Raw genomic sequence first — 24,870 nt, 5'->3', positions numbered from 1 at the left:
CCCCCCCCCTTCTTCCTTTTGCTTTTCTTGTTCCCCTATAAAAAAAACCCCCCCCACCCCCCCCACCACCCCCCCCCCCCCCCCCCCCGCCCCCCCCCCCCCCCCCCCCCGGGGGCCCCCCCCCCCCCCCCCCCCCCCTTTTCGTTTGGGCCGATCCTGCGAGGCGCCGGCCGCCGAAACCTTACGAAAATTTATAGTTACGCGACCATCGCAAGACCAAGATTGAGGTGGAGGTGTCGCCCGCGGTCGAAAAACCGCGCACACGACACAGGTCCCCCCATGCGCCACGAGCATGCCATCGTTCATCACCGCGCGATCGATTTCTGGTCGGCGCGGGCGGCGGTGCTCGTCGTTATCTGCCTGCAGCTTCTGGTCATCAACGACCTGTCCTTCGGTCCGCGGTGGCTCGCGCCCGCGATCGAGGCGGCGCTGCTCGTGCCTTTGTCGATCGCAACGGCCTGGACGCAAATGGCGACTCAGAAGGCCGTCGATCACGAGCATTGGTATGCGATCGGCCGGTTTCGCGTCTTCATCCGCCGTACCGCCTTGGTCATGACCGGCGTCATCAGCATCATGAATTGCGGCTCGCTGGTCTTTCTGGTCCAGAAGCTGCTGGCAGGCCATGCCGGCGCCGGCACGACGCTGCTTGTCGACGCGCTCAACATCTGGGTCACCAACGTCATCGTCTTCGCGCTGTGGTTCTGGAGCACCGACCGCGGCGGCCCGCCGACCTGCGGCCTGGTCAAGCGCGCACATGCCGATTTCCTGTTCCCGCAGATGACGCTGTCCGATCGCGAGATCCGCGACTGGCTGCCCGGCTTTGTCGATTACGTGTTCCTGGCCTTCACCAATGCGACGGCGTTCTCGCCGACCGACACATTGCCGCTCACTCAGCGCGCCAAGCTCCTGATGATGGCCGAGGCAATGATCTCGCTGCTGACGATCGCGCTGGTCGCCGCGCGTGCGGTCAACATTCTGGCTTAACTAGCGCCCGCGCTCCCAGCGCATATTCGCCAGCCTCGGATCGACAAAGCTCGTCCTTGAGAATTCCAGCCGCCTGTCTGGAAATTCGCAGATTGCCTGGACCCCGAACGAGCCGATGCGGATGCGCCAGGTATGAGGCTCCAGCGGCTTGGCCTTGGCAAAACCGCTGCACGTCAAGAGCGCGATGTTGGCGCCCTTCGGATCGCGCGCCGAGCGGTAGCGGATTGCCTGCATCCCCGCCTCGCGCGCCACGTCGGCGATGGCCTGGCAGGCGGCATAGTCAGTCGGATCCGTCCAAGCCTTCTCGTCGCGGTCGAGCGGCGGCCGCGTGAGGTCGACGGCCTTCTCGCATCTGATCGCCGCGGCAAAGGCGGTATATTCGGCCGCGTCGTTCGGCCATTGCGTCTGCGGTGATTCCGCAAAGAACAGCAAGCGGTAGAAGGCCATTTCCGCCACTGCCGTCAGCACCGTCTCGGCGGCGTAGTAGACGCCCTTGGTCTTGCCGGCGCGGCGGAAGCGCGAGCCGTACGGATAAATCGAGCCGTAGCGGAAGGGCGTCGCCAGAAGATAGTGAAGATGGCGGCATTCCAGCGGGATCCGCGGCTTGCTTTCCTCGATGAGGTCTTCGAGCAGGCCCTGCTCGTCGAGCCTGTCGACGAGCTTCAGGGTCGAGACGCGATGCTGCGCCTCGACCATCCGCCAATATTTGCCTTCGAGCCTGACGGCCTCAGACGAGAGCGCGTCGGGAATCCAGGTAGGCAATGACATCGACAAGTCCGGCAATGGTCAGGATTTTTTCGAGCGGCGTGCCGTCGAGCGCCGTGTTCGGGTTCTTCAGCCATGCCCGGGCGACCGTCTCGTCGCCGCCGACGATGGCGTCGAGCGAGCGGAACAGCCGCACGAACAGCACCGCAAGCTCGAACGGCTTGGTGCCGCGCTCGAGCAGGAACTCCTGCTTGCGCATGCGCGAGACCGTCGCCTCAGAGACGCCGATGACCAGAGCAAGCGTTCGCGCCGTGATCTCGAGCAGGTCGGCCGCGCGCAGCGTGGCCTTGGTGATGACGGCATTTTCTGCCGCCGTCGCGGCAGCGACTGGACGTGGCATGAGCGCACCCTTCATTTCCGTGGAAAATATAGTCCACAGAAATTCATTTGGAAAGGGTATCCAATGTGCCCTCAGTCCTTCTTGTAGAGCAGCCAGCCCTTGCCGGCACGGCCGGCCATTGTGGAATGCCTGGTGACGCGGTTGCGGCCGCCGATCTTGGAGCGGTAGAGCGCGCGGTCGGCCTTGGTGTAGAGGTCTTCGGGGGTGTCGGCCTCGGAAGCCATGCAAATGCCCATCGAGACAGTCACCGTGCCATAGTTCATCCCGGACTGGCTGCTTGTGAACGGCGTCTGTTCGATCAGCACGCGGATGCGCTCGGCGATTTCATAGGTGGTGTCCTCGCTGGCGCCTTCGACGATCAGCGCGAACTCCTCGCCGCCGGTGCGCGCCACGAACATGTCGGCGCGGATGCTGGACTGGAAGATGTCGGCGATGATCTGGATGATCCTGTCGCCGACCGGATGGCCGTAACGGTCGTTGATATCCTTGAAGCGATCGATGTCGGCAAGGATGAGCGCGTTGAAGAGGATACCGCGGTTGCTGTTGTAGATGCGCGTGATTTCCTTGTCGAAGGCGCGGCGATTCCAGATCTGCGTCAGCGGATCGGTATTGGCGAGCCGCTTGTATTCCTCCAACTTCGATTTGACGCTCTCGAGCTCGGCCGTCTTTTCGCTGAGCGTGCTCGCGATCTGGCGGTTGTGATCCAGCGTCGAGCTGGTGGCGGCAGACATCGCGCCGGCGATCTTTTGCAGCAGATCCTGGGAAAGCAGGCTGCGATTGCTCAGGCCGCTCGACGTCTCGTCGAGGATGCGGCCGTACTTTTCGATATGGCTGCGCTCGCTGCGCAGCAGCGCGGCGACGTCCTCAAGCTCCTTGGCGACCACCTCGCGGGCGTGTTCGACGATCGCAGGCCCGTGGTGCTGCGGGAAGAAGGTGCGTCCGATGCGATCGAGATCCTCTTGCGTCGGGCGGTTGCTCAACGAGACGACAGCGAGGCTGAGCTCGTGATTGCTGCCGCTCAGCGCTTCATAGAAGATTTCGTAGTTGCGCGGCAGGCCGAGCAGGCCGAGCTGGCGCATGGTCGCCACAACGGTGCTGGCGATGTCGCCATTTCTGTCGCTCGGGACGGCTGCCGGCTGCATAGTCTGTTCACTACCCCCTTCAGTGCGCGACCGGAGACCTGCCACCGCCGGGAGCCGCCAATGCGGGGATCGAATCAGAATTGCGATGTTAGGCCGCGTCCCCAACACGACCATCGCCTGCAGGAACCATAAATGCAGCTGCGCTAAAGTTTCCTTAATGGCGGGCGTTTCCAGACCGTTTTTGCTGCTTCAGGTTGCACTGCAGTGCAGGCGCAGCTTTTGAAACGCGCCGCTTCGGTGTCGCATTTGCCTGCGCCGGAAGAGCGCAAAACTGGAATCTTGTGTGGCGCGATCGAGGCGTATGGCGTTGAAGGAGGCCGGGGATGGGCGAAAATCACACGGGATCGTGCCTGTGCGGAGCGGTGCGCTTCACGACGAGAGGAGCGTTGCGCGGGGTGGTCTATTGCCACTGCTCGCAGTGCCGCAAGCAAACAGGCCATTTCGTTGCAGCGACTTCTTCGAGGGACGCCGACATCGACATCGAGGGGGCCGACGCGCTTGCTTGGTACGGCGCGTCCGACATAGCGAAACGCGGTTTTTGCCGCAGCTGCGGCTCGGTGCTGTTCTGGAAGCGCAACGAGCTCGACACGATCTCCATCATGGCCGGCTCGTTCGACAAGCCGACCGGGCTTTCGGCCGAAAGCCACATCTTCGTCGGCGACAAGGGCGACTATTATGCAATCGACGACGGCCTGCCGCAGTTCGACAAGTCGACGCCGTCGATAAAGGTCGCGGACGAGTGACTTTTGGGCCGCCTGCCTTATTCCCTTGACCCGGCTGTTGCGATATCCCCTCACGGTGATTCGAAACGGGGCTGGGCATGCAGCGGCTGATCGACGCTTTCATCAACTCGGTGCGGGCTTTCCGCAAGCTGGCTGCTCACGAAAAGGCGTTCCAGCAGGAGTTGATGCTGCTTGCGCTCGCTCTGCCGGCCGGCTGGTTCATCTCGGTATCCTGGCGCGGCTACGCCTTGCTGATCGGCGCGGTTCTGCTGATGATTCTGGTCGAGGTGCTCAACACAGGCATCGAGGCTGCGTGCGACGCGATCTCCCGCGAGTTCCACATCGACATCCAGCTCGCCAAGGACTGCGGCTCGCTGGCGGTGCTGATTTCGATCGTGATCGCGGGGGGCGTCTGGGGCATTGCCATCATCGAGCGCATCATCGGCGCGCCGATCTGACCGGGAGGCATCGGTCCGACAGCTTAGGATTCGGCCTGATCCTCTTTTGCGTCCTTTGCGCGCTCCCTTCCGGCAAAATGGCGGGCAACCAGTCCGGCCAGGACGGCCACAGCGATGCCGACGGCGAGGGCTACGAGCACGCGCTCATGGCGGGCAAATGCCTGGCCGACCATGCGCTCCGCCCCCAGCCCGAAGACATAGCCGACCGTGCCGAAGAGGGCTGCCCAGACTGCCGACGAGATGGCGTTCAGGATGACGAAGCGCGGCACCGACACGGTCGACAGCCCGGCGGCGATGCCGCCGACAAGCCGCATTCCGTAGATGTAGCGGTTCGTCAGCACGAAGATGTTGGGATGGGTGTTGAGCAGCCGGTAGGCGCGGCGGAAACCCGGCCGCCTGCGCAGCCTGACGACATAGGGATGATCGGCAAAGCTGCGGCCGAGGGTGAAGAAAGCCGTGTCGCCGGCGAAGGCGCCGAGAAACGCGGCCAGGAAAGCCTGCCAGAGCACGAATATGTGCTGATGGGCGAAGAAGCCGCCGAGGATGGCAGCGCTTTCGCCCTCGGCGACGCAGCCAAGGAAGACCGCGATCAGCCCGTATTGCTCGATGAGACGATGGATGGCCTCGGTCATCAGCCCGCCGACCGCGCCGACAGCTTCTCGTCGATCCGCCTGATCTGCTCAGCCATGCGCAGGATCTCGTCGCGCATGCCGATGAGCTCACTGTGGCGCAGTTCGTCGAGCTTCTCATGCAGCGCCATGATCTCGATCTCGGCCTTCAGGTTGACCTCATAGTCATGGGCGGCGTCGATGCGGTCACGCTCGGTCTGGCGGTTCTGCGACATCATGATCACCGGTGCTTGCAAGGCGGCGACCATCGAGAGCACGAGGTTGAGGAAGATGAAGGGATAGGGATCGAAGGCGTTCCGCGACAAGAGCCAGACATTGCCAAAGGTCCACAGCACCAGAAAGGCGATGAAGCCCAGAATGAAGGACCATGAGCCCCCGATACGGGCGATCGTGTCGGCAACGCGATCGCCATAGCTCTGATGGAAGGCGACTGCCTCGTTGGTGTCCCTGGTGATGGTGGTGCGTTCCAGCGTCGACTTGAGCACGCGGCTCTCGAGAGGAGAGAGACCGTCCGGCTGTCGCTTCAGCCAGCGGTTCGACAGATCCTCGACCGTCTTGTTCATCGTCCTCTCCGTCGTCAGGCCCGCGTTTCCAAGAATCCGGATGGTAACCGCTGCGCGTTTTTCCTGAGATTGCTCACTTACCTCACGCAATTCCGGACGGAAAACCGCTGCGCACTTTTCCTGGAATTGCTTATAGAGGTAGAGGCTACCGAGCCTGACGGGAAGTGATAGATTGGTCGGAACAGGCGAGGGCGGAAATGGCCGACTTTCAGCAAATTCGTGCCCGGGCGGCAAAACGCAAGGGCGGTGAAGAGGCGCTGGCGTCGCTGCTCGGACCCATGCCCGACAACACTGCCGTGGCGAAGGTTCATGACGACCGCATCCTCTCCACCATGGCCGAGCGCATCTTTGCCGCCGGTTTCGTCTGGCGGGTGATCGAGCAGAAATGGCCTGGTTTCGAGGAGGCGTTCCTTGGCTTCGAGCCGAAGCGGCTCCTGTTCCAGCCGGACGACTTCTGGCACGAGCTGGCGTCCGACAAGCGCATCGTGCGCAACCCGCAAAAGATCAAATCCGTGCGCGACAACGCGGCTTTCGTCGACCGCGTCTCGAAGGAACATGGCGGCTTCGGCAAGTTCCTGGCCGACTGGCCGGCCGACGACCAGGTCGGGCTGACCGCCTATCTCGGCAAGCATGGCAGCCGGCTCGGCGGCAACACCGGCCAGTATTTTCTGCGCTGGCTGGAGTGGGACACCTTCATTGTTTCCGCCGACATGGCGGCGGCGCTGCGCGACGCCGGTCTCGACATCGCCGAAAGCCCGACCTCGAAGCGGGACCTCGACAAGATCCAGGCGCAGATCAACCGATGGTCCGCCGAGACCGAGCTGCCGCGCCGGCACATCTCGCGCATTCTGGCGATGTCGATCGGCGAGAACCATTCGCCGGAGACGCTGCGCGAATATATGGGCGAGCTGGCCTGATCGCCTGCGGCTGCAGCGGGACTTGACCGGCATTCGCCGGCCAGTCCTGGGTGGCACAAGCAATCGCCATTGCCCGGCGATTGCCGCCACGCTAAATCCAATTCATGACCCAGACCGCTCCCGACCTACTGCGCATTGCCGTCGCCCAGCTCAACCCGACCGTCGGCGACGTCGCCGGCAATCTCGCCAAGGCGCGCGAGGCAAGGGCGGATGCGGCCCGCCAGGGCGCCGATCTGGTGCTCTACACCGAGCTCTTCCTCGCCGGCTATCCGCCGGAAGACCTGGTGTTGAAGCCGGCCTTCCTGAAGGCTTGCGAAAAGGCAGCGCAGGATTTCGCCGGCGACACTGCCGATGGCGGTCCTGGCGTCATCATCGGCACGCCGCTGAAGCGCAAGAGCGGCACGCATAACTCCATCGTCTTCGCCGATCGCGGCAAGATCATCGCCGAGCGCTACAAGCTCGACCTGCCGAACTATGGCGAGTTCGACGAGAAGCGCGTTTTCCAGGCCGGGCCGGAGCTGCAAGGGCCGGTGAATTTTCGCGGGGTGCGCATCGGTGTCCCGATCTGCGAGGACATCTGGGGCGACATCGCCGTCTGCGAGACGCTGGCCGAGAGCGGCGCCGAGATCCTGCTTGTGCCGAACGGCTCGCCCTACTACCGCGCCAAGATCGACGTCCGCCACCAGGTGGTGATCCGTCAGGTCATCGAATGCGGATTGCCGATGATCTACGCCAATCAGCTTGGTGGCCAAGACGAACTCATCTTCGACGGCGCCTCCTTCGCCATTGGCGCGGACAAGACGCTTGCTTTCCAGATGAGCCAGTTCGAGGAGACCGTCGACGTCACCACCTGGAAGCGAAGGGATGGCATCTGGGTCTGTTCCGAAGGCCCAATGTCGAAGATTCCGGAGCGGGAGGAGGCCGACTACCGGGCCTGCATGCTGGGCCTGCGCGACTACGTGAACAAGAACGGCTTCAAGAACGTGGTGCTCGGCCTCTCCGGCGGCATCGACTCCGCGATCTGCGCTGCACTGGCGGTCGACGCGCTTGGCGAGGAGCGGCTGCGCACCGTCATGATGCCCTATCGCTATACCTCGAAGGACTCGCTGAAGGACGCCGAGGATTGCGCCCGCGCGCTCGGCTGCCGTTACGACATCGTGCCGATCTCCGAGCCGGTCGAAGGTTTCCGGCATGCGCTGACCCAGCTCTTCGAGGGCACTCAGGAAGGTATCACCGAGGAAAACCTGCAGAGCCGTGCGCGCGGCACGATCCTGATGGCGATCTCGAACAAGTTCGGTTCGATGGTCGTCACCACCGGCAACAAGAGTGAGATGTCGGTCGGCTACGCCACCCTCTATGGCGACATGAATGGCGGCTTCAACCCGATCAAGGACCTCTACAAGATGCAGGTCTATGCGCTGGCGCGCTGGCGCAACGCGCATGTGCCGCCGGGGGCGCTCGGCCCATCGGGCGAGGTCATTCCGAAGAACATCATCGATAAGGCGCCGTCGGCGGAGCTGCGCGAAAACCAGACCGACCAGGATTCGCTGCCGCCTTACCCGGTGCTGGACGACATTCTCGAATGCCTGGTCGAGCACGAGATGGGCGTTGACGACATCGTCGCGCGCGGCCACGACCGGGCGACGGTGACGCGCGTCGAGCATCTGCTCTACATTGCTGAGTACAAGCGCCGGCAGGCGGCCCCAGGCGTGAAGATCACGAAGAAGAATTTCGGCCGCGACCGCCGCTACCCGATCACCAATCGGTTCCGGGATCGCCGCTAGTCCGCTGAAACGCAAAGCTGTTCGCCTGAACCGGCGCTGTTCGCAGCGCAATCCACCATTGTTGCAAAATCGTCTCAGTGGCCGGACAAGAAGCCCTCCTGGCGCCGCCCTGCCTTGGCGAGATGGTGAGCCGCGTCTATAAGAGCGCTTCCGCGATTCCCTTTCGGGAGGACCGTATGGCAGGATTTGACATCGTTATGCGAGGCCGCGAAGCCTAGATCTGCACCGGCCGTCCGAACTCCGTTCGGAAGGCCATCCGCAGGCAGGCATCTGGCTCTGCCGGTCGCCACCGAGGGCGCGCGACCAGCCATACTGAACCTCCCCGTTTTAAGGGCGCCATAGGGCGCCGGCGCGGGTTTTCCAATTTGATTTTAGCGGGACCGGGCCTCTCTGCTCCCGGATGACATCATGGCTCGTTTCAGAATAGATCTGCGCGCCAGCGCCTTTCGCAGCGTGCTCGGCTTCACGCTTGGCCACTGGCGCCGCCAGCCGTGGCGCCTGTCGCTCATCATGGGCGCATTCCTGCTCTCGACGCTGGCCGACGTGCTGACGCCGCTCTATTCCGGCCGGCTGGTCGACGCGGTCGCCAGCAGCGCCGGCGCCGACGAGGTTGCGTGGCATGCCGCAATGACGGCGTTCTCCATCCTGATGGCGCTGGCGTTGGCGGCTGTGGTGCTGCGCAACGCCGCCTTCATGGGGATTGTCGAACTGACGTTGAAGATGATGTCGGACATCGCCGCCGACGCGTTCCACCGCGTCCAGCGCTTCTCGACGGACTGGCACGCCAACAGCTTCGCCGGCTCGACGGTGCGCAAGATAACGCGTGGCATGTGGGCGCTCGACCTGCTGAACGACACGATCCTGATCGCGCTGCTGCCGTCGTTCGTCATGCTGGTCGGCTCGACGCTGCTGCTCGGCTGGTTCTGGCCGATGATGGGGTTGGTGGTCGCGATCGGCTCGGTGCTGTTCATCGCCGTCACCGCCATGCTGTCGCTTGGCTACGTCGCGCCGGCGGCACGCCTCGCCAACAGCTGGGATACACGCCTCGGCGGCGCGCTGGCCGACGCGGTGAGCTGCAATGCCGTGGTCAAGGGTTTTGGCGCCGAGGCGCGCGAGGAAGCGCGGCTTGCCCGCGTGGTCGCCAAATGGCGTCTGCGCACGGGCCGTACCTGGGTGCGCGGCACGTTCAACGGCACCGCGCAAGGCACGATGCTGCTCTTGATGAGGGCGGCCGTGATCGGCCTTGCGCTCATGCTTTGGGCGTGGGGCGAGGCGAGTGCCGGCGACATCGCTTTTGTTTTGACGTCGTTCTTTGTCCTGCAGGGCTATCTGCGCGATATCGGCACGCATATCCGCAACCTGCAGCGCTCGATCAACGACATGGAGGAATTGGTCGACTTCCAGTCCGAACCGCTCGGCATCGAGGACCGGCCCGGTGCCGCTCCGATCCGGATCACCGACGGCAGCATTGCGTTCGAGAAGGTGACGTTCCATTACGGCAATCACCGGCTGCCGCTCTATCGCGACTTCTCGGTCGAGATCGCCGCGGGTGAACGCGTCGGGCTGGTCGGGCATTCGGGATCGGGCAAGACGACTTTCGTCAAGCTGATCCAGCGCCTCTATGACGTGAACGGGGGCCGGATCCTGATCGACGGCCAGGACATCTCGAAGGTTGCGCAATCATCGTTGCGCAGCCAGATCGCCATCGTGCAGCAGGAGCCGATCCTGTTTCACCGGTCGCTGGCCGAGAACATCGCCTATGCCAGGCCGGGCGCAACGCAGGCCGAGATCGAGCATGCCGCGAAGCTCGCCAGCGCGCACGACTTCATTGCCGATCTGCCCAAGGGTTACGGAACCCTGGTCGGCGAGCGCGGCGTGAAACTGTCGGGCGGCGAGCGCCAGCGCGTGGCGATCGCGCGCGCCTTCCTGGCCGATGCGCGTATCCTGATCCTGGACGAGGCGACATCGAGCCTGGATTCCGAATCGGAGGTGCTCATCCAGAAGGCGATGGAGCGGCTGATGGTCGGGCGCACGACATTGGTCATCGCGCACCGGCTTTCGACCGTGCGGGCACTCGACCGGCTGCTGGTTTTCGACCGCGGCCGCATCATCGAGGAAGGCTCGCACGACGAGCTTATCCGGCTGAACGGCGGTATCTACCGCCGGCTGTTCGAGCGCCAGGCGCTCGAACTCACCAAAGGCCTGGTCGCCTGAGGAAAGGCATCCGGCTTCGGCCGGGTGCCTTCCCGCCTTGCGGGCCGACCGTTAGCCGTAGTGCAACTTGGGCTTGGCCTCGGTACCGGTGAACTTGACGCCCACGCGGTCGTTGCGGCGCCAGCGGACTTCCGCGCGATACGCCACGCCATCGAGCGGGACGTAGAGCAGGAAACGATCGGGAACGCGTGATTCCGGTGCGACTTTCAGCTCGGCGCCACCGGCATTCTGATTGCGCAACGTGCAACTGACCTCGGAATTCTGGATACCGGTGATGATCGTCCCGCCCTTGAGCACGCGCTGGCGGTGCTCGCGCCGGTGTTCGCCGGAGTCTTCTTCAAGTGGTTGCGCGGAGTTCGTCATCGATCGACGCCATCAGCCGAATCGGCACTGCATTAACCACACAAAGCACCGATGTTCGCGCACCGCAACGCGCGGCATGCTCGTCGGGTCACATATGCGTTATGTGAGCGATGACTCAGGCGAATTTTCGCGGATCGGCGCAGAAATAGGCAATGATCTGGCAAAGATCGGGCTCGTTGACCATGCGGGCGGCCTCGGCGGAGCCGACCCATTTGCGGGTGCGGGCGCGCTTTTCCTTCCAGCGGTCCGCGACCCGGTCGACCTTGAGCGGGAACACCAGGACCTCGCAAGGCACTTCCTCGCCGGATGCCAGGACCTTGCCGTAGAAATAGCGGCCGGCTTCGAGATGCGAGACCGTGCCGTGCAACCCCGCTTCCTCGCCCGCTTCGCGGGCGGCAGCTACGCAAAGCGGCTCCCTGGCTTTCGGCCAGCCTTTCGGCAGCACCCAGCGCCCGGTATCGCGGCTGGTGATCAGCATGATCTCGACGCCGTTTTCGTTCTCACGCCAAGGCAGGGCTGCAACCTGCAGGCGGCAAGGCACTGAGCCGAAGAGTCGTCGGACTCTTTCGGCCATCTGGTTGTGCGTCGTTGGCCTCGTCAACATCGTAGAAGCTGCCCCGAGCCTCTAGAATCATTTGCCGTCAAACGAATCTTACGACGTATTGTGGACGATAAAAGTAAAAAACTTCACTCGGTTTGCTTAACCCGGACAGGGCAGGCCATTGCGAAATCATCGCCGCCGAGAGCCTTCTCCCCGAGAGCCTTCTCTATGCAGCAAACAGTGATTTGGGCGGGCGCTGGACGGAAACAGCAGCTTCCAACGATCAGCCGGCGTGATCGTCGGCAATCGGCTTCTGATAGGTGAAGCCCATGTCCCACGGGAAGTAGATCCAGGTGTCCTGGCTGACCTCGGTGACGAATGTATCGACCAGAGGCCTGCCCTTCGGCTTGGCATAGACGGTGGCGAAATGCGCCTTCGGCATCATGGCGCGCACGATGCCGGCTGTCTTGCCGGTATCGGTGAGGTCGTCGATGATGAGCACCCCCGCGCCGTCATCGGCAAGAAGCGAAGGCGAGATCTCCTTCAGCACCTGCAACTGACCCTGGCTGGTGTAGTCGTGATAGGAGGCGACGCAGACCGTTTCGATGACGCGGATGCCAAGCTCGCGCGAAATGATCGCGGCGGGCACCAGGCCTCCTCGGGTGATGCAGACGATCGCCTTCCACTGGCCTTTGTTGGTGCCGGAAAGCCGCCAGGCGAGCGCGCGGGCATCGCGGTGGAACTGGTCCCAGGAGACCGGAAAGGCTTTTTCGGGAAGGGACATGGTTCGTGCACTCCGCAAGCGCGCGCCGCAGCGCGCAGATACAATGGAATGCAGCCGGAATTAGCCGGAAAGCGCCGGCCTTGGCAAGGTGGCCGCCAGGGATGGCTGTGTACTTATACCGCGTCGCGCTGTTCAGGCGACGCGGTGCAAGTTCCTATTTGGTACATGTCCTTGTCCCCCGAACCCGATTCCCACTTCGCGGAGACAGGCTTATCTCGACAGGAAGGCTGCCACGTTTGCCGTGCGCAGCACGGTGCGGGTGACGCCGCCGAACAGGAGCTGTCGCAGCCATGAGTGGCTGTAGGCGCCGAGCACCAGCAGATCGGCGCCGGATTCGGCGATCCTCTCCTGGATGATGTCGTCGACCGAGCTTGCCCCCGATTTCTGCACGGAAACGCTGACATTGGCGCCGTGGCGTGACAAGGCAGCCGCGATCTCGGCGCCCGCCGCCTCGGGAGCCTCGTCGAGCGTTTCCGGCGGATCGATGACGAGAATGTCGGTCTTGTCCGCCTCGCTGATGAAGGGCAGGGCATCGAATGCTGCACGAGCCGCCTCCTTACTGCCGTTCCACGCTAGCAGCACACGCCTGAAGGTGGTGACGAGCGGCCCGGCATGCGGAACGACAAGCACCGGCCGGCCGGCATCGTAGACCAGCGTATCGACATCGGCGCCCGGATCGCCCCCGGTGTCGCGCTGCGCGGCGATAATCAGGTCAGCCGCCCGCACGCTCGAAATGCCGGTCAGCGCGCTGTCGCCGGAGAAGCTTTCGAGGCTCCGCCACTCGAAGGACAGGTCGGAATCCTCGACGCGCCTGAGAAAGACAGCCTGCAGCTTGTCGGCGCGCTCCTTGTTCATCTCGGCCGAGACTTGCAGGAATTCGGTGTCGGGGAAACCGGTTGCCGACGTATAGGGGACCGGAAGCGCTTCGGCGTGGATGCCGACGAGGTGGCTTTCGAACCGCTCGGCAAGCGGGATGGCGCAATCGAGCACGCGCTCGGCGTCCTGTTCGTTCTGCAGAATGGCGACGATCGTCTTGAAGCGCATGGCAGATCCCTCAAATTTATCGGCGCAAGATCGCCACCGGCATCAATAGCCGCAACGAAAGTGCCGTGCCAGAAACGTCGGCGCGCGCCTTCTGGTTCCGGGGTCAGCTCGCAGCCGACAGGCCCGCCACCATGGCCGCAACGTCCTGGCGCGCGGCCTCGAGAGCCGCTTCGTCGCGGGCACGTACCACGAGCTCGGTCCAGAATTTGCCGTCGCCATATTTCGGGTAGGAGCCGATAATGGTGTCGGGATGCGCCTTCTGGATGTCGGCGAGCGGTCCGCCGATCAGGCCTTCGCCGAAGGGGCAGTGCACGGTGGCCGACAGCATCCTGGTGCCGGTTTTCAGCGTCGGCACGACATTGTCGAGCATCGCCTGGAAGATCGACGGCACACCGGCCATCACGTGAACGTTGCCGATACGGAAGCCTGGCGCGATCGACACCGGATTATCGATGTGGTCGGCGCCGCGCGGCATGCGCGCCATGCGCTTGCGCGCCTCGGTGAATTCGATACCGCGCTCGGCATAGCTTGCCTCCAACATGGCGTAAGCCCTGGCATCGTATTCGCAAGACACGCCGAAGGCCTTGGCTATCGAATCGGCGGTGATGTCGTCATGCGTGGGGCCGATGCCGCCGGTGGTGAAGACATAAGTGTAGCGGGCGCGCAGCGCGTTGGCGGCGGCGACAATCTCGTCCTCCTCGTCGGGAACGATGCGCACTTCCTTCAGGTCGATGCCGATCGCGGTCATGATATCGGCGAGATGGCCGATATTCTTGTCCTTGGTCCTGCCGGAGAGGATCTCGTCGCCGATGACGAGCATGGCGGCTGTGACGATTTCGGGCATGGCTCACTCCGGCTGCAGGTGGCCTGAAATAACGCGGCGGATAGCCGGCCGCAATGCGCACGCGAGGCGGGGCTCTTGTGGCAGACACGGTTGCGAGTAAGGTGCGTCGGTAGGGCTCGGGTGCAAGATGAGATGCTGATATCGATTTTGCCGTGGCTGATCGGTGGCCTGCTCGTTGCGGCCGCCGCGGTCGTGCTCGGCTTCATGCTCGCAACCTGGTGGATTGCGACCAAGGCCGAGAGGCTGGTACCGGCGTGCGGCAAGTTCATCGAGATCGGCGGCAGCCGCATCCACTATGTCGAAGCAGGCGAGGGCAGGCCGATCGTGTTCCTGCACGGGCTCGGCGCCCAACTCCACCATTTCCGGCACACGCTGTTCGGCCGCTTCGGCGCCGGCTACCGGCTGATCGCTCTCGACCGGCCGGGCTCGGGATACTCGGTGCGGGCGGGCGGGGCGAGCGGCCGTCTGCCCGAACAGGCGGAAGTGGTGCGGCGCTTCATCGAGGAGCTTGGGCTCGAACGGCCTTTGATCGTCGGTCATTCGCTGGGCGGCGCCATCGCGCTTGCACTTGCGATCGAGCATCCGACGGCGATTTCCGGCATCGCGCTCATCGCGCCGCTGACGCATCTGGAGGCGAGGGTGCGCCAGAAATTCGACCTGCTCTATGTTCCCTCGCGCCTGAAGCGCTGGATCTTGGCCCATACTTTAGCGATACCGTACAGCCTGAAATATGCGGAGCCGACGATGAAGTTCATCTTTGCGCCGCAAGCCGTGCCGAGGGACTACATGATCGCCGGAGGTGGTTGGCTCGGGTTGCGGCCCGCCCATTTTCAGGCGACCTCCACCGATATCGTGGCGGTGGAAGAGGATCTCGGCCGCCTCGAACAGCGCTATGGCGAGATCCTGATGCCGGCCGGCATTCTGTTCGGCGCGGATGACCGGGTGATCGGCATCGCTGCTCATGGCGAACCGATGCCGGGCAGGATCAGGGAGCTCGATTTCGAACGCGTCCAAGGGCTCGGGCACATGGCGCAATTCGTGGAACCGGAACGCGTCGTGGCCTTCATCGAGCGCATCGCCGCGCGCGCATTCCCAGCGTGAATTGATCCCGTTCGGGTCAAAGGCCGAGAGGGGATCGCGTCCGTTCACGAACCGTCACACAAAAGTGTCGGACATTCTGCCTCACCTACACTTTAAACGGGAACTTCGGCTCCAACCCTCGGTTCTAATCCGTGTCGGGCTGGCGAATTTCCGGCCAGCAAGAATGCGGCAAATCACCAGATGGAGACCAATCATGCTTACGAAGATTTTTGCAGCCTCGGCGCTTGTTCTGGCCATGGGCACCTCGGCTATGGCACAATCGTCGGACGCTTGGTGGTGGTGGCATCGTGATCGCCCGGTCCATAGCAAGCAAGTGCCGGTTGATCCCTACACCACGGGCAGCATTTACTCCGATCGCGACGCCAGCGCGCTAAACAGCTTCGGCAACGGTGCCGTCGGCCCATGCGCCTCGGATACGGCCGGCCCCGACGCGAATGCCGGCCCGAACGTCAACGACCAGTATTGCGGCAAGTAGTCCGTTCGCCAGCGAGCGACCGACGTGAAGCTTTTACAGTCGGTCGCAGCAAGGTCGAGCGACGGAAATTAATCTGAGACTTCGGTCTGCGGCCGGTCGCGGCCATCGGCCAGTTCGTCATGCCAGACACCCTCGGAATCCTCATACTGGATGCCATCCGTGGTGCCGGCGACCTGCTGCTCGGCCGAAGCAATTTCAGCCGCGCGCAGCGCGTCCTGGCGGGTGGGAAATGTTTCTGAAAAAGTCGAGCCGACCATGTAGGCCCAGCCGCCGTCATGCTCGACGATCTTGTAGGTCAGTTTCGCCATGGAATCCTCCGGTCGAGAAGCCCTTTGCCTGCTCAATGCAGCTTTCCGTCGGACAGCCTTTCTTCGGGAACCAGCACTTCAGATTCCTCGGCTGCCTCGATCAGCGCGCGGCGCGCGTCCGCCGTCGAACGATACCCCTCCAGCGCTTTCAGGCAAGTATCGAGAGCATCACGATGCCGCTGGCCGCGATTGAGCGGCCATACGGTCATCAGGCACTCGGCCGCTTCGCGGGTGCTGCTTATTTGGCGATATTTGCCGACATGGCCGAGTTCGACCACCACCGGCTTCTCAAATGGCTTGCTGTCTGTCATGGCCGCCAACGTAAAACGGCCAATTTGGTTGCAATGGTGGCGGAAGGCTGCGCCCAAAGGTCTCAGCCAATCGTCACCTGTGCAAGCCGTTCAGCCCGCGGCCTTCATCCAGTGCTGCATCGTCGTGACCGAGCGTGCCAGCTGCGGCGCCGGACGGATTTCCTCGCTGAACGTCGCCGCCGCGCGCCAGCCCCAGCGCGGATCGGCAAGGAAGGCGCGCGCCAGAGCCACCATGTCGGCGCGGCCGTCGGCCACGATCGCCTCGGCCTGCTGCGGATCGTCGATCAGGCCGACGGCGCGCGTCGGAATGCCGGCGCCCTTGCGCACAGCCTCGGCCAGATGCACCTGGTAGCCGGGGCCGCTGGGCAGCTTCTGCAACGGCGAATTGCCGCCGCTGGAACAGCACAGATAGGCGACGCCTTCCGCCTTCAGCGCCTTGGCCACTTCGATCGCCTCCTCGATCTCGAAGCCGCCGTCGACCCATTCCTTCACCGAAAGGCGGGCCCCCAGCATCAGGCCCGGCGCTGCCTTCTTCACCGCTCTGGCGATCTCCACGGCGAAGCGCATGCGGTTTTCCAGCGGGCCACCCCAGCGGTCGGTGCGCTGGTTGGAAAGCGGCGACAGGAACTGGAAGATCAGATAGCCGTGAGCGGCGTGCAGCTCGATGAAGTCGAAGCCGGCGCGCTCGGCCCGCTTGGCCGCATCGGCGAAATGTTGGATGACTTGCCGGATCTCTTCCTCGCCCAATGCGTGCGGTATATTCCACCCTGTGTCATAGGCGATGGCCGAAGCCGAAACGGTCTGCCAGGGATCCTCGCCCGCTTGCAGGGGGCCGCCGCCTTCCCAAGGCCTTCTGTTGGATGCCTTGCGGCCGGCATGGGCGAGCTGGACGCCGAATTTGGTGCCGGGCGCAGCGACGCGCCTGGCCGCATCGAGCGTGCGCTTGGCCGCCGCCTCGTTGCCGTCGGAGTAGAGGCCAAGGCAGCCATGCGAGATGCGGCCGCGCCGCTCGACGTCGGTCATCTCGACGGTCACCATGCCGGCGCCGGACATGGCCAGGTTCATCCAGTGGTGCAGATGCCAGTCGCTGGCGGAACCGTCCTCGGCCGAATACTGGCACATCGGCGCTACAGCAATACGGTTTGGAAAGGTCAGGCCGCCGAGGGTGATCGGCTGGAAAAGCGATGATGTCATGGAAACGGCTCCTGGGAGAGATATCGCTATCTAGGCAGCCGCGGCACTTCGCGCCAGACAACAGCCAGTGAAAGTCTCGCTGGACCAGTCGGTTTCCAGGATTGCGCCCGCGCCTGTTCGCCGATAACGCTTGCCGACAGCACGGAGCCAATCATGGAAGATCGCGTCCGCATCCAGTCTGAAGAAGTCCTGTCCGACGATTGGGCGGTGCTCAAGAAGACGGTGCTCGACTATCGCCGCCGTGATGGGCGCTGGGAGACGCAGATCCGCCAAACCTACGATCGCGGCGACGGCGCGGTGATCCTGCCTTTCGATCCGCAGCGCTCGACGGTGCTGCTGGTGCGGCAGTTCCGCTATCCGGCCTATGTCACCGGTCATCGCGAGCCGCTGATCGAGGCCTGTGCCGGTCTGCTCGACGAAAACGATCCGGAAACCTGCATCCGCAAGGAAGCGGAAGAGGAGCTCGGCTATCATTTGAAGAACGTTGAGCGGCTGTTCGCGCCCTATATGAGCCCCGGCAGCGTGACGGAACGGCTCTGGTTCTTTACCGCGCGCTATTCGCCGGCCGACCGTATTTCCGACGGCGGCGGAGCTCCGGAAGAGGGCGAAGACATCGAGGTGCTGGAAATGCCGCTGGACGAGGCACTGGCCGGCATCACCGACGGCCGTATCGTCGACGCCAAGACCATCATTTTGATCCAGCACCTGAAGCTCAATCCGATCAAGGTTTGAGTGGCCTGCCACCCGAAGCTCGAGGAGCGAAGGTGGTGCGGACGACGGGAATCGAACCCGTACGATCAGAGATCGAGGGATTTTAAGTCCCTTGCGTCTACCAATTCCGCCACGTCCGCGCGCCGCGATTTCAAGCACTTGGGCCGACACGAGTCCAGCCTTGTGGGCGGGATGGCACCGTATTGCCACCGAATATTGCTCTTCCGCATCGGTTCTCATCGCAACTGGACCGGCTATGGCTCGCCTTCCGGGCCGCAGAAGACCAGTGCAGGGCGCGCTGTTAACCCTTCTCCACGACGGTGAGAGCGTCAGTCTCGCTGTTCCCGTTCCACGGGAACGTCTGCTGTTCGATGACGGTCAGCCCTGCACGATCGCTGACATGCTCGACAAATCCCTTTGGCATGAAATTCCGCCAATCGGGATTTTCCTTGAAGGATGCGGTTGGATTATCCGAGTAGTTCGAATGATGAAGGAGAGCTCGTCCCCCCGGTTTCAAGACGGAGGCGACTTCCATGATGTAGGACGCCACGGTCAGCGGTTCGAAATGAACCATCGAGTCGTAGCTGAAAACGGAGGAAAAGCGCCCCTTTTCAAACGGTAGACTCTTGCCGTCCGGTGAAAGCGTCACGGTCACATGAGAAGCGCTTGAAAACCGTTTCCTAGCCAATGCAGTGGCATCGACCGAAGTATCGATCAACGTCAGTCGCCTGCAACGGCCGACGATCTGCGCCGAATGACGTCCGGCACCGCTGGCTATTTCGAGCACATCATCCAAGTTCAAATATCGCTCAAAAGCTTTGCGAAAGCGGCTCGCCGGTGCCCAAAACCAAGCCACCAACTCAGGGTTTTCGTATTTCTCAAAGTACTCATAATCGGAGGCGCCAAAACTACGCCACGTATCGACGATTGCTTCGTGCGCAGCGTCAGGCTCAGTCATAAGCCTTCCCCCCTCTTTCTTCTTGGCCGCACATTTTAGAGGGATTGGCCGTCAAAGGCAAAGGAGGCGCACGCAAGCTGGCTTGCCAAGGGGAGCAGCTATCCGCTTCATGGCTTCCGCAGTTCTCACCCCGGCACCGCCGCCGTACTCGGGAATGAAGTCGGCGCCGGCCGCTTCGAGAGCTGCTTATAGGGCGGACATCAAATAACCCGGTGGGTCGACTCTGTTTTGATCCCGCGGTCGCCGGCCACCTTCGTTCCGTGCTGCTCCGTAAATCAGAATTTGTAGCTGAAGCTTACGCCCAGGGTATGGAGCTTCAGGTCCTGATCACGATCGGAGAAGTCGTCCGGGACGTCGAAATGCTCCTTGCCGAAATCGTAGTAACGGTATTGGGCGCCGACGACGATGTTGCTGCTCAGCGCATAGTCGACCCCGGCGCCGATCGTCCAGCCGGTGCCGGTGCGTGTCTTGGCGAAGCCGCTGCCGCCGACGTCTTGCGAGGTCTCGATACCGGCGAAGGCGACGCCCCCGACGCCATAGATCAGCCAGCGATCGACCGCCAAGCCGGCTTCGGCATTGATCGATCCCAGCCATTTGACCTCGGTGCCGACGGCATTGCCAGGGTCGAGCAAGGCCGAAGCGTCGATCGAGGCATAGTTGAGCTCAGCGCGCGCGCCGATCACCGCCTGATTGAACTGCCAGAGGCCGGCGACATGGCCGCCGACGAAGCCGCCGTCGACATCGGGAGAAGCGGCGAACGGCTCGCCTTCCGTGCCGGAGATGTCAGATGAGCCCCAGCCATAGCCGGCCTGCAGGCCGGCATAATAGCCTGTCCAATCGAAGCCCGGCGCAGTCATGGGCAGGTCGGCGATCGCGTCCGCGGCCAAGGCCGGCCCGGACAGCAGGGCGAAAAAGCCGGCACTGGCAAGTGTCAGGCGACCCATCGAGCGCTCCGAAATGGCGGTTTCGAAAACTTCTCGGTGCAACCTAGCGTTATTCGCCCGAAAACGGAATTGTATTCCTGCAACAGTGGTTTACTTCGGCGGGTTGCGCACGCGATCCTCCAGGTCGCGCTGGTTCTCCTCGGGAGTGGCCAGCCGCGTGAAAGCATATTCGGCTAGTAACGAACCGGCGATGAAGATGGCGATCGGCGCGGCCCATGCCCAGAATGAATGCAAGGTGAAGAAGGCCAGGCCGGCGCTACATGCCGACAGCATGAAAATTGCGAACCGGATCTTTTTGCCATCTCTTCTGCAACCCGAATAGCCGGAGATCCAGTCTAGGCGAGATTTCGCCCTGCCGCAGGAGAGATCTGTCGGGAACCGGTCCTGCCTTAAAAACAAAGCAGTTTTGCCAACTGGTCAAAACCGCGCCAGCTTGGCACAGTCGGGCAAACAGGAGTTTCTTCATGGCGAGCCGCACCAATCCGACGAAACCCAAGCCCTGGACCGAAGTGGCGACGCAACTGGTCGACGTCGCGATGGGGCGCCGGGCTGCCGATCTCGTGATCCGCAACGGGCGCTGGGTGAATGTCCATTCGGGCGAGATCATTCCGGGCACCGACATCGCCGTCGCGGCCGGACGTTTCGCCTATTGCGGGCCGAATGCCGGCCACACGATCGGGCAGGGGACCAAGGTGGTCGATGCGGGCGGCCGCTATCTGGTGCCCGGCCTCTGCGATGCGCACATGCATGTCGAAAGCGGCATGGTCACGGTGACGGAATTCTGCCGCGCGGTGATCCCGCACGGTACCACCTCGATGTTCATCGATCCGCACGAGATCGCCAACGTTCTGGGCCTGCCGGGCGTTCGGCTGATGCATGACGAGGCGGTCGCGATGCCGATCAACGTCCATGTGCAAATGCCGTCCTGCGTGCCTTCGGCGCCCGGCCTGGAGCATGCCGGCGCGGAGCTTACGGTCGCAGACGTCGCCGAGGCGATGACCTGGGAGAACATCATCGGCCTTGGCGAAGTGATGAATTTCCCGGGAGTCGCCGCCAACGATCCGGTGATGTCGGGCGAGATCGCTGAGACGGTGAAGGCCGGCAAAACCGTCGGCGGCCACTATGCCTCGCGCGATCTCGGGTTGCCGTTCCACGGTTATGTCGCCGGCGGCGCCGAGGATGACCATGAGGGCACGCGCGCCGAGGATGCGATCGCCCGCGTGCGCCAGGGCATCAAGGCGATGCTGAGGCTGGGGTCCGCCTGGTACGACGTCGCTGCGCAGATCAAGGCGGTCACCGAAGGCGGCATCGACCCGCGCAACTTCATCCTATGCACCGACGACAGCCATTCCGGCACGCTGGTGCATGAGGGCCATATGGATCGTGTGGTGCGGCACGCCATCCGCCAGGGCCTGAAGCCGGTGACGGCGATCCAGATGGCGACGCTCAACACCGCCCAGCATTTCAGGCTGGAGCGCGAGATCGGGTCGATCGCGCCGGGGCGGCTGGCTGATCTTTTGATCGTCTCCGATCTCGCCCAGATGACGATAGACGAGGTCTATGGCCGCGGCGTCAGGCTGGCGAAAGCCGGCAAGCTCGAGATCGACATTCCGGCCTATGATTATCCCGGGACGGCGAAAAACACGGTCAAGCTCGGCAAAAGGCTCAAGGCGTCTGACTTTGACATCGCCGCGCCACAGGGTGCCAACGAGGTGCGGGCGCGGGTGATCGGCGTTATCGAGAACCAGGCGCCGACAAGAGCGCTCGAGGCCGACCTGCCCGTCGAGGACGGGCTGGTCGCCATGGATCGCCGCAACGACATTTGCCAGATCGCCCTGGTCGAACGCCACAGGGGCACGGGCGGCGTCACCAACGCCTTCGTGTCGGGGTTCGGCTATATGGAAGACTGCGCGATGGCCTCGAGCGTGGCGCATGATGCGCACCACATCATCGCCGTCGGGACCAACAAGGAGGACATGGCTTTAGCCGTCAACCGGCTGAGCGAGGTCGGCGGCGGCGTCGTGCTCTACTCCAAGGGTAAGGAACTGGCGCTGGTGGAAATGCCAATCGCAGGGCTGATGTCGGACGAGCGCGCCGAGATCGTCGCGGCCAAAGCCGAGCAGTTGACGGAAGCGATGCGCAAGGTCGGCTGTTCGCTCAACAACGCCTACATGCAGCATTCGCTGCTGGCGCTGGTCGTCATCCCGGAACTCAGGATTTCCGATGTCGGCCTTGTCGACGTGACGTCGTTCCAGAAGGTCGATCTGTTCGTCTAGTCGATGTTCGGGTGAGGTCAGCCTGACCCGAACCTCGACACGCCCTAACCGGTGCTCAGCCGCCAGTGGCGATCGTCAGCACCCTGAACGGCGTGGTGATGACCACCTCGGCGACCGAGCCGACCGCCCTGCCGAGACCCTGACCGATATTGTTGAGCTGCGTTGGATCCGGCTCGTCGGAGGCAAGACCGGCAGGCGTGCGCAGCCGATTGCCGAGCAACTGCACCAGGATCGGATTGTCGGCGAATTTGGCATGGTTCAACCGGTCTCCGCCCTTGGTTCGGGTCAGATCGACCACCGTCACGCCGTAGTTGGCGAGATCTGCCGCGTTGTCGTAATCGCCGACGCGCGGCTTTTCGCCGGAAATGAAGCTGGACAGCTTGAGCGCCCGGTCGTCGCCCGAGAGAAGGATGGCGAAAGGCTTGTCGGGCTTGCCGTAGCGGATCATCTGCTTCTTGAAGACATCGACGTCGATGTCAGGCGAGGCGAGGATGACGTAGCCGAGCTTGCCGTTGAGATCGCGGTCGCCGGTGATGGCGAGCTGGCGCAAAGCTTCCATCGTCAGCCAGGTCCCCATCGAATGGGCAATGATGTCAATGCTTTTGGCGCGGGACTTGGCAAGCATCCTCAGTGTCGCTTCGAGGTCGTCGCGCGCGGCGGTGGAGCTGTCCTTGTCATAAATGTAGCCGGTCGTCTTGCCGCTCGACGCCCACGAGAACAGCACCGGTGTGCCCGGATAATTCGTGTCGTGCGCGATCTGCGTCAGGCGGTAAACGCCATCGTCGAAGCCGTTGTTGAAGCCGTGCACGAAGACCAGGGCGCGGTCGCCGCGTATGGCAATATCGGTGCCGACCGCCTTGGCGAATTGCGAGGCGTTCCCATAGTGGACGACATCGGTTGCGGTGAACTGCCTGGCCGGAATGCTGTCGGCCGAACCCTTGGCTCGCTCGATCGCGCCAACCTGGTGGATCTTTGGAACCGTGACATCGACGCGGGCGTAGCTGGTGGTCAGCGAACGGTCGCCGTCGAAAACCTGCCGCGGGTCCTTAGTCGCCTGCTGCCGGGTCGTGGCGACGAAGATCTCGTGCTTGGCGGCAATGTCCGATGCAGGCGCGGTAACGGCCTTCCGATTGAGCAGGTCATGCGCGTTCTGCCCAGCGCAGCCCGTCAGGGCAAGCGTGATGGCAAGGCCAAGGACGATCTTCGAACGCACGATCACCCGGGATCCCCCAAGGGCGGCAAACCTCTCGGGCTCCTTCGATAAAACCAGCGAGCGGTCTGGTCCAGTTCAAAGTCCGTGCAGGGCGGCAACCGCGTGAACACGGTTATTGAGTGGCGAGCTGGCTGATCCGGTCGGTGACGTCGCGGTCGCTGGCAAAGCCGTCGTCCTCGCGCAGCCGCTGGCCGATCATCTTCACCAGCATCGGGTTGTCGGCGAATTTGGTGTGGTTGAAGCTGTCGTTGCCCTTCACCTTGGAGAGGTCGACCACCGTGACGCCGTAGGAGGCGAGGTCGGCCGCGTCCCTGTAGTCGCCGACGCGCGGCCGTGCACCGGCAATCAGGCCGGAGAGCCGGAGAGCGCGGTCGTCGTCCGACAGGAGCAGGATGAACGGCTTGTCGGGCTTGCCGTAGCGGCGCATCTGGCTCTTGAAGACATCGACGTCGATGTCGGGCGAGGCCAGGAGAACATCGCCGAGCTTGCCGCCGAGGTCGCGGTCACCGGTGATGGCGAGCTGTCGCAGTGTTTCCATCGTCACCCACGTCCCCATCGAATGGGCGACGATGTCGATGCGGCGCGCACCGGTCTGCGCCAGCATTCTCAGCGTCACTTCCAACTGGTCGCGGGCGGCGGCGGCACTTTCCTTGTCATAGACATAGTCGGTGGTCTTGGCGCCCGAAGCCCATGAAAAAAGCACCGGCGTGCCGGGATAGCCGGAATCATGGACGATCTGGGTCAGACGGTAGACGGCATCGTCGAAGCCGGTGTTGTAGCCGTGGACGAAGACCATGACGCGGCCGCCGCGGGCGTCGATGTCGGCATTGAGCGCGCTGGAGAATTTCGGCTGCGTGTCGTAGCCGACGACCTCGGAAGCCATGAAATATTTGGTCGGATCGTTCGACGTCCCGCGCGAGCGACGCTCGATCTGACCGGTCTCATGAACCGGCGGGACGGTGACGTTGACGCGGGCGTAATTGAGCGTCGCCGAGCGCTCGCCGTCGAAAACCTTGTTCGGGTCGTCTGAGCGCTTGCGGGTGGTGGCTATGAAGATCGAATGGTTGCCGGCGATCTCGGTCGCCGTAGTCGGCACCACGACGCTGCCCAGGATTTCCTGTGACGGTCGTCCCGCGCAGCCTACAACCAGCAAGGCCAGGGCAATGATGCAAATCGTCTTCAAATGCACGTCGAAACTTCCATTCCGGCCGCAATTGGCCATCTGCCTCCGCGAAATCTCCCGGACAGGGGAAGTGCGGCGGAAGTAAGTCGTGTCCAGCGGAAA

28 protein-coding genes and 1 tRNA gene are annotated in these 24,870 nt (G+C 63.2%); 10 read left to right on the top strand and 19 right to left on the bottom strand.

Features of this window, described 5'->3' with window-relative positions:
* Positions 1 to 279 precede the first annotated feature (279 nt).
* Positions 280 to 984, top strand: coding sequence for a hypothetical protein (locus P9230_RS01870; RefSeq protein WP_067000338.1), 705 nt, complete (start codon positions 280 to 282; stop codon positions 982 to 984).
* On the opposite strand, the gene P9230_RS01865 is transcribed toward P9230_RS01870, so the two are convergent.
* The 3 genes from P9230_RS01865 to P9230_RS01855 form a co-directional block, all read right to left on the bottom strand.
* Positions 985 to 1,752, bottom strand: coding sequence for an RES family NAD+ phosphorylase (locus P9230_RS01865; protein WP_066998946.1), 768 nt, complete (start codon positions 1,750 to 1,752; stop codon positions 985 to 987).
* Positions 1,712 to 2,089, bottom strand: coding sequence for an antitoxin Xre/MbcA/ParS toxin-binding domain-containing protein (locus P9230_RS01860; protein WP_066998964.1), 378 nt, complete (start codon positions 2,087 to 2,089; stop codon positions 1,712 to 1,714). The genes P9230_RS01865 and P9230_RS01860 overlap by 41 nt, the downstream gene beginning before the upstream one ends.
* Positions 2,090 to 2,160: 71 nt before the next feature.
* Positions 2,161 to 3,231, bottom strand: coding sequence for a diguanylate cyclase (locus P9230_RS01855; protein WP_278117177.1), 1,071 nt, complete (start codon positions 3,229 to 3,231; stop codon positions 2,161 to 2,163).
* Positions 3,232 to 3,554: 323 nt separating this feature from the next.
* Here P9230_RS01855 and P9230_RS01850 point away from each other — a divergent pair, with 323 nt between their 5' ends.
* On the top strand, positions 3,555 to 3,974 hold the full coding sequence (locus tag P9230_RS01850) for a GFA family protein (RefSeq protein WP_278117175.1): 420 nt from the start codon (positions 3,555 to 3,557) through the stop codon (positions 3,972 to 3,974).
* 77 nt (positions 3,975 to 4,051) lie between these two features.
* Positions 4,052 to 4,411 carry a diacylglycerol kinase gene (locus P9230_RS01845; protein WP_067328170.1) on the top strand — a complete coding sequence of 120 codons (360 nt, stop codon included), beginning with the start codon at positions 4,052 to 4,054 and terminating at the stop codon, positions 4,409 to 4,411.
* Between the two features lie 23 nt (positions 4,412 to 4,434).
* On the opposite strand, the gene P9230_RS01840 is transcribed toward P9230_RS01845, so the two are convergent.
* The gene (locus tag P9230_RS01840; RefSeq protein WP_067328172.1) at positions 4,435 to 5,043 is read right to left on the bottom strand and encodes a DedA family protein; all 609 of its coding nucleotides are present in this window, start codon (positions 5,041 to 5,043) and stop codon (positions 4,435 to 4,437) included.
* The gene (locus tag P9230_RS01835) at positions 5,043 to 5,603 is read right to left on the bottom strand and encodes a DUF1003 domain-containing protein (protein ID WP_127215169.1); all 561 of its coding nucleotides are present in this window, start codon (positions 5,601 to 5,603) and stop codon (positions 5,043 to 5,045) included. The genes P9230_RS01840 and P9230_RS01835 overlap by 1 nt, the downstream gene beginning before the upstream one ends.
* A 197-nt stretch (positions 5,604 to 5,800) precedes the next feature.
* On the opposite strand from P9230_RS01835, the gene P9230_RS01830 reads away from it, so the two are divergent.
* The 3 genes from P9230_RS01830 to P9230_RS01820 all read left to right on the top strand — a co-directional run bounded on the left by P9230_RS01830 (position 5,801) and on the right by P9230_RS01820 (position 10,518).
* A complete protein-coding gene (locus tag P9230_RS01830; protein WP_278117173.1) occupies positions 5,801 to 6,520 on the top strand; it encodes a DNA-3-methyladenine glycosylase I in 720 nt (239 codons plus the stop codon).
* Between the two features lie 104 nt (positions 6,521 to 6,624).
* Positions 6,625 to 8,304: an NAD+ synthase gene (locus P9230_RS01825; RefSeq protein ID WP_278117171.1), complete on the top strand. Its 1,680-nt coding sequence runs from the start codon at positions 6,625 to 6,627 to the stop codon at positions 8,302 to 8,304.
* 408 nt (positions 8,305 to 8,712) lie between these two features.
* Complete coding sequence (locus P9230_RS01820) at positions 8,713 to 10,518, top strand: ABC transporter ATP-binding protein (RefSeq protein WP_095802219.1); 1,806 nt, start codon at positions 8,713 to 8,715, stop codon at positions 10,516 to 10,518.
* Positions 10,519 to 10,569: 51 nt separating this feature from the next.
* On the opposite strand, the gene P9230_RS01815 is transcribed toward P9230_RS01820, so the two are convergent.
* The 5 genes from P9230_RS01815 to P9230_RS01795 form a co-directional block, all read right to left on the bottom strand.
* Positions 10,570 to 10,881: a PilZ domain-containing protein gene (locus P9230_RS01815; RefSeq protein WP_095802220.1), complete on the bottom strand. Its 312-nt coding sequence runs from the start codon at positions 10,879 to 10,881 to the stop codon at positions 10,570 to 10,572.
* Positions 10,882 to 10,996: 115 nt separating this feature from the next.
* Positions 10,997 to 11,485 (bottom strand): NUDIX hydrolase, encoded by a 489-nt coding sequence (locus P9230_RS01810; RefSeq protein WP_095802221.1) that lies wholly within the window; start codon positions 11,483 to 11,485, stop codon positions 10,997 to 10,999.
* A gap of 220 nt (positions 11,486 to 11,705) precedes the next feature.
* Positions 11,706 to 12,206: a xanthine phosphoribosyltransferase gene (gpt, locus tag P9230_RS01805; RefSeq protein WP_066998919.1), complete on the bottom strand. Its 501-nt coding sequence runs from the start codon at positions 12,204 to 12,206 to the stop codon at positions 11,706 to 11,708.
* A 210-nt stretch (positions 12,207 to 12,416) separates the two neighbouring features.
* A complete protein-coding gene (locus P9230_RS01800) occupies positions 12,417 to 13,250 on the bottom strand; it encodes a universal stress protein (protein ID WP_095802222.1) in 834 nt (277 codons plus the stop codon).
* 103 nt (positions 13,251 to 13,353) lie between these two features.
* The gene (locus tag P9230_RS01795) at positions 13,354 to 14,094 is read right to left on the bottom strand and encodes a competence/damage-inducible protein A (RefSeq protein ID WP_095802223.1); all 741 of its coding nucleotides are present in this window, start codon (positions 14,092 to 14,094) and stop codon (positions 13,354 to 13,356) included.
* A gap of 132 nt (positions 14,095 to 14,226) precedes the next feature.
* Here P9230_RS01795 and P9230_RS01790 point away from each other — a divergent pair, with 132 nt between their 5' ends.
* Together P9230_RS01790 and P9230_RS01785 are read left to right on the top strand one after the other, a co-directional pair.
* Positions 14,227 to 15,195: an alpha/beta fold hydrolase gene (locus tag P9230_RS01790; RefSeq protein ID WP_095802224.1), complete on the top strand. Its 969-nt coding sequence runs from the start codon at positions 14,227 to 14,229 to the stop codon at positions 15,193 to 15,195.
* A gap of 193 nt (positions 15,196 to 15,388) precedes the next feature.
* Positions 15,389 to 15,670, top strand: a complete 282-nt coding sequence (locus tag P9230_RS01785; RefSeq protein WP_095802225.1) for a hypothetical protein — start codon at positions 15,389 to 15,391, stop codon at positions 15,668 to 15,670.
* 68 nt (positions 15,671 to 15,738) lie between these two features.
* Here the strand turns inward: P9230_RS01785 and P9230_RS01780 are convergent, their stop codons facing one another.
* From P9230_RS01780 to P9230_RS01770, 3 genes are all read right to left on the bottom strand, one after another.
* Positions 15,739 to 15,978, bottom strand: a complete 240-nt coding sequence (locus P9230_RS01780) for a DUF2188 domain-containing protein (RefSeq protein WP_067328195.1) — start codon at positions 15,976 to 15,978, stop codon at positions 15,739 to 15,741.
* A 32-nt stretch (positions 15,979 to 16,010) separates the two neighbouring features.
* Positions 16,011 to 16,289 (bottom strand): DUF982 domain-containing protein, encoded by a 279-nt coding sequence (locus tag P9230_RS01775; RefSeq protein ID WP_066998903.1) that lies wholly within the window; start codon positions 16,287 to 16,289, stop codon positions 16,011 to 16,013.
* A gap of 90 nt (positions 16,290 to 16,379) precedes the next feature.
* Complete coding sequence (locus P9230_RS01770; protein ID WP_278117166.1) at positions 16,380 to 17,483, bottom strand: NADH:flavin oxidoreductase/NADH oxidase; 1,104 nt, start codon at positions 17,481 to 17,483, stop codon at positions 16,380 to 16,382.
* A 153-nt stretch (positions 17,484 to 17,636) separates the two neighbouring features.
* On the opposite strand from P9230_RS01770, the gene P9230_RS01765 reads away from it, so the two are divergent.
* The gene (locus P9230_RS01765) at positions 17,637 to 18,215 is read left to right on the top strand and encodes an NUDIX domain-containing protein (protein ID WP_127241121.1); all 579 of its coding nucleotides are present in this window, start codon (positions 17,637 to 17,639) and stop codon (positions 18,213 to 18,215) included.
* Positions 18,216 to 18,248: 33 nt separating this feature from the next.
* Here P9230_RS01765 and P9230_RS01760 read toward each other — a convergent pair.
* The 4 genes from P9230_RS01760 to P9230_RS01745 all read right to left on the bottom strand — a co-directional run bounded on the left by P9230_RS01760 (position 18,249) and on the right by P9230_RS01745 (position 20,369).
* A tRNA-Leu gene (locus P9230_RS01760) sits at positions 18,249 to 18,334 on the bottom strand.
* A 161-nt stretch (positions 18,335 to 18,495) separates the two neighbouring features.
* On the bottom strand, positions 18,496 to 19,152 hold the full coding sequence (locus P9230_RS01755; RefSeq protein WP_278117164.1) for a class I SAM-dependent methyltransferase: 657 nt from the start codon (positions 19,150 to 19,152) through the stop codon (positions 18,496 to 18,498).
* A 275-nt stretch (positions 19,153 to 19,427) separates the two neighbouring features.
* Positions 19,428 to 20,096 carry an outer membrane protein gene (locus tag P9230_RS01750; RefSeq protein ID WP_127215175.1) on the bottom strand — a complete coding sequence of 223 codons (669 nt, stop codon included), beginning with the start codon at positions 20,094 to 20,096 and terminating at the stop codon, positions 19,428 to 19,430.
* Between the two features lie 90 nt (positions 20,097 to 20,186).
* Complete coding sequence (locus tag P9230_RS01745) at positions 20,187 to 20,369, bottom strand: hypothetical protein (RefSeq protein ID WP_278117162.1); 183 nt, start codon at positions 20,367 to 20,369, stop codon at positions 20,187 to 20,189.
* 191 nt (positions 20,370 to 20,560) lie between these two features.
* On the opposite strand from P9230_RS01745, the gene ade reads away from it, so the two are divergent.
* Positions 20,561 to 22,372 carry an adenine deaminase gene (gene ade / locus P9230_RS01740; RefSeq protein ID WP_278117160.1) on the top strand — a complete coding sequence of 604 codons (1,812 nt, stop codon included), beginning with the start codon at positions 20,561 to 20,563 and terminating at the stop codon, positions 22,370 to 22,372.
* A 55-nt stretch (positions 22,373 to 22,427) separates the two neighbouring features.
* On the opposite strand, the gene P9230_RS01735 is transcribed toward ade, so the two are convergent.
* Positions 22,428 to 23,591, bottom strand: coding sequence for an alpha/beta hydrolase (locus P9230_RS01735; RefSeq protein ID WP_278117158.1), 1,164 nt, complete (start codon positions 23,589 to 23,591; stop codon positions 22,428 to 22,430).
* Between the two features lie 106 nt (positions 23,592 to 23,697).
* Positions 23,698 to 24,807 (bottom strand): alpha/beta hydrolase, encoded by a 1,110-nt coding sequence (locus P9230_RS01730; RefSeq protein WP_164746833.1) that lies wholly within the window; start codon positions 24,805 to 24,807, stop codon positions 23,698 to 23,700.
* Between the last annotated feature and the right edge of the window lie 63 nt (positions 24,808 to 24,870).

Source organism: Mesorhizobium sp. WSM4887 (assembly GCF_029625865.1).
Lineage (GTDB): Bacteria > Pseudomonadota > Alphaproteobacteria > Rhizobiales > Rhizobiaceae > Mesorhizobium.
The sequence above is the reverse complement of the archived record's forward strand: the minus strand, read 5'-3'. Positions and strand labels throughout refer to the sequence as shown.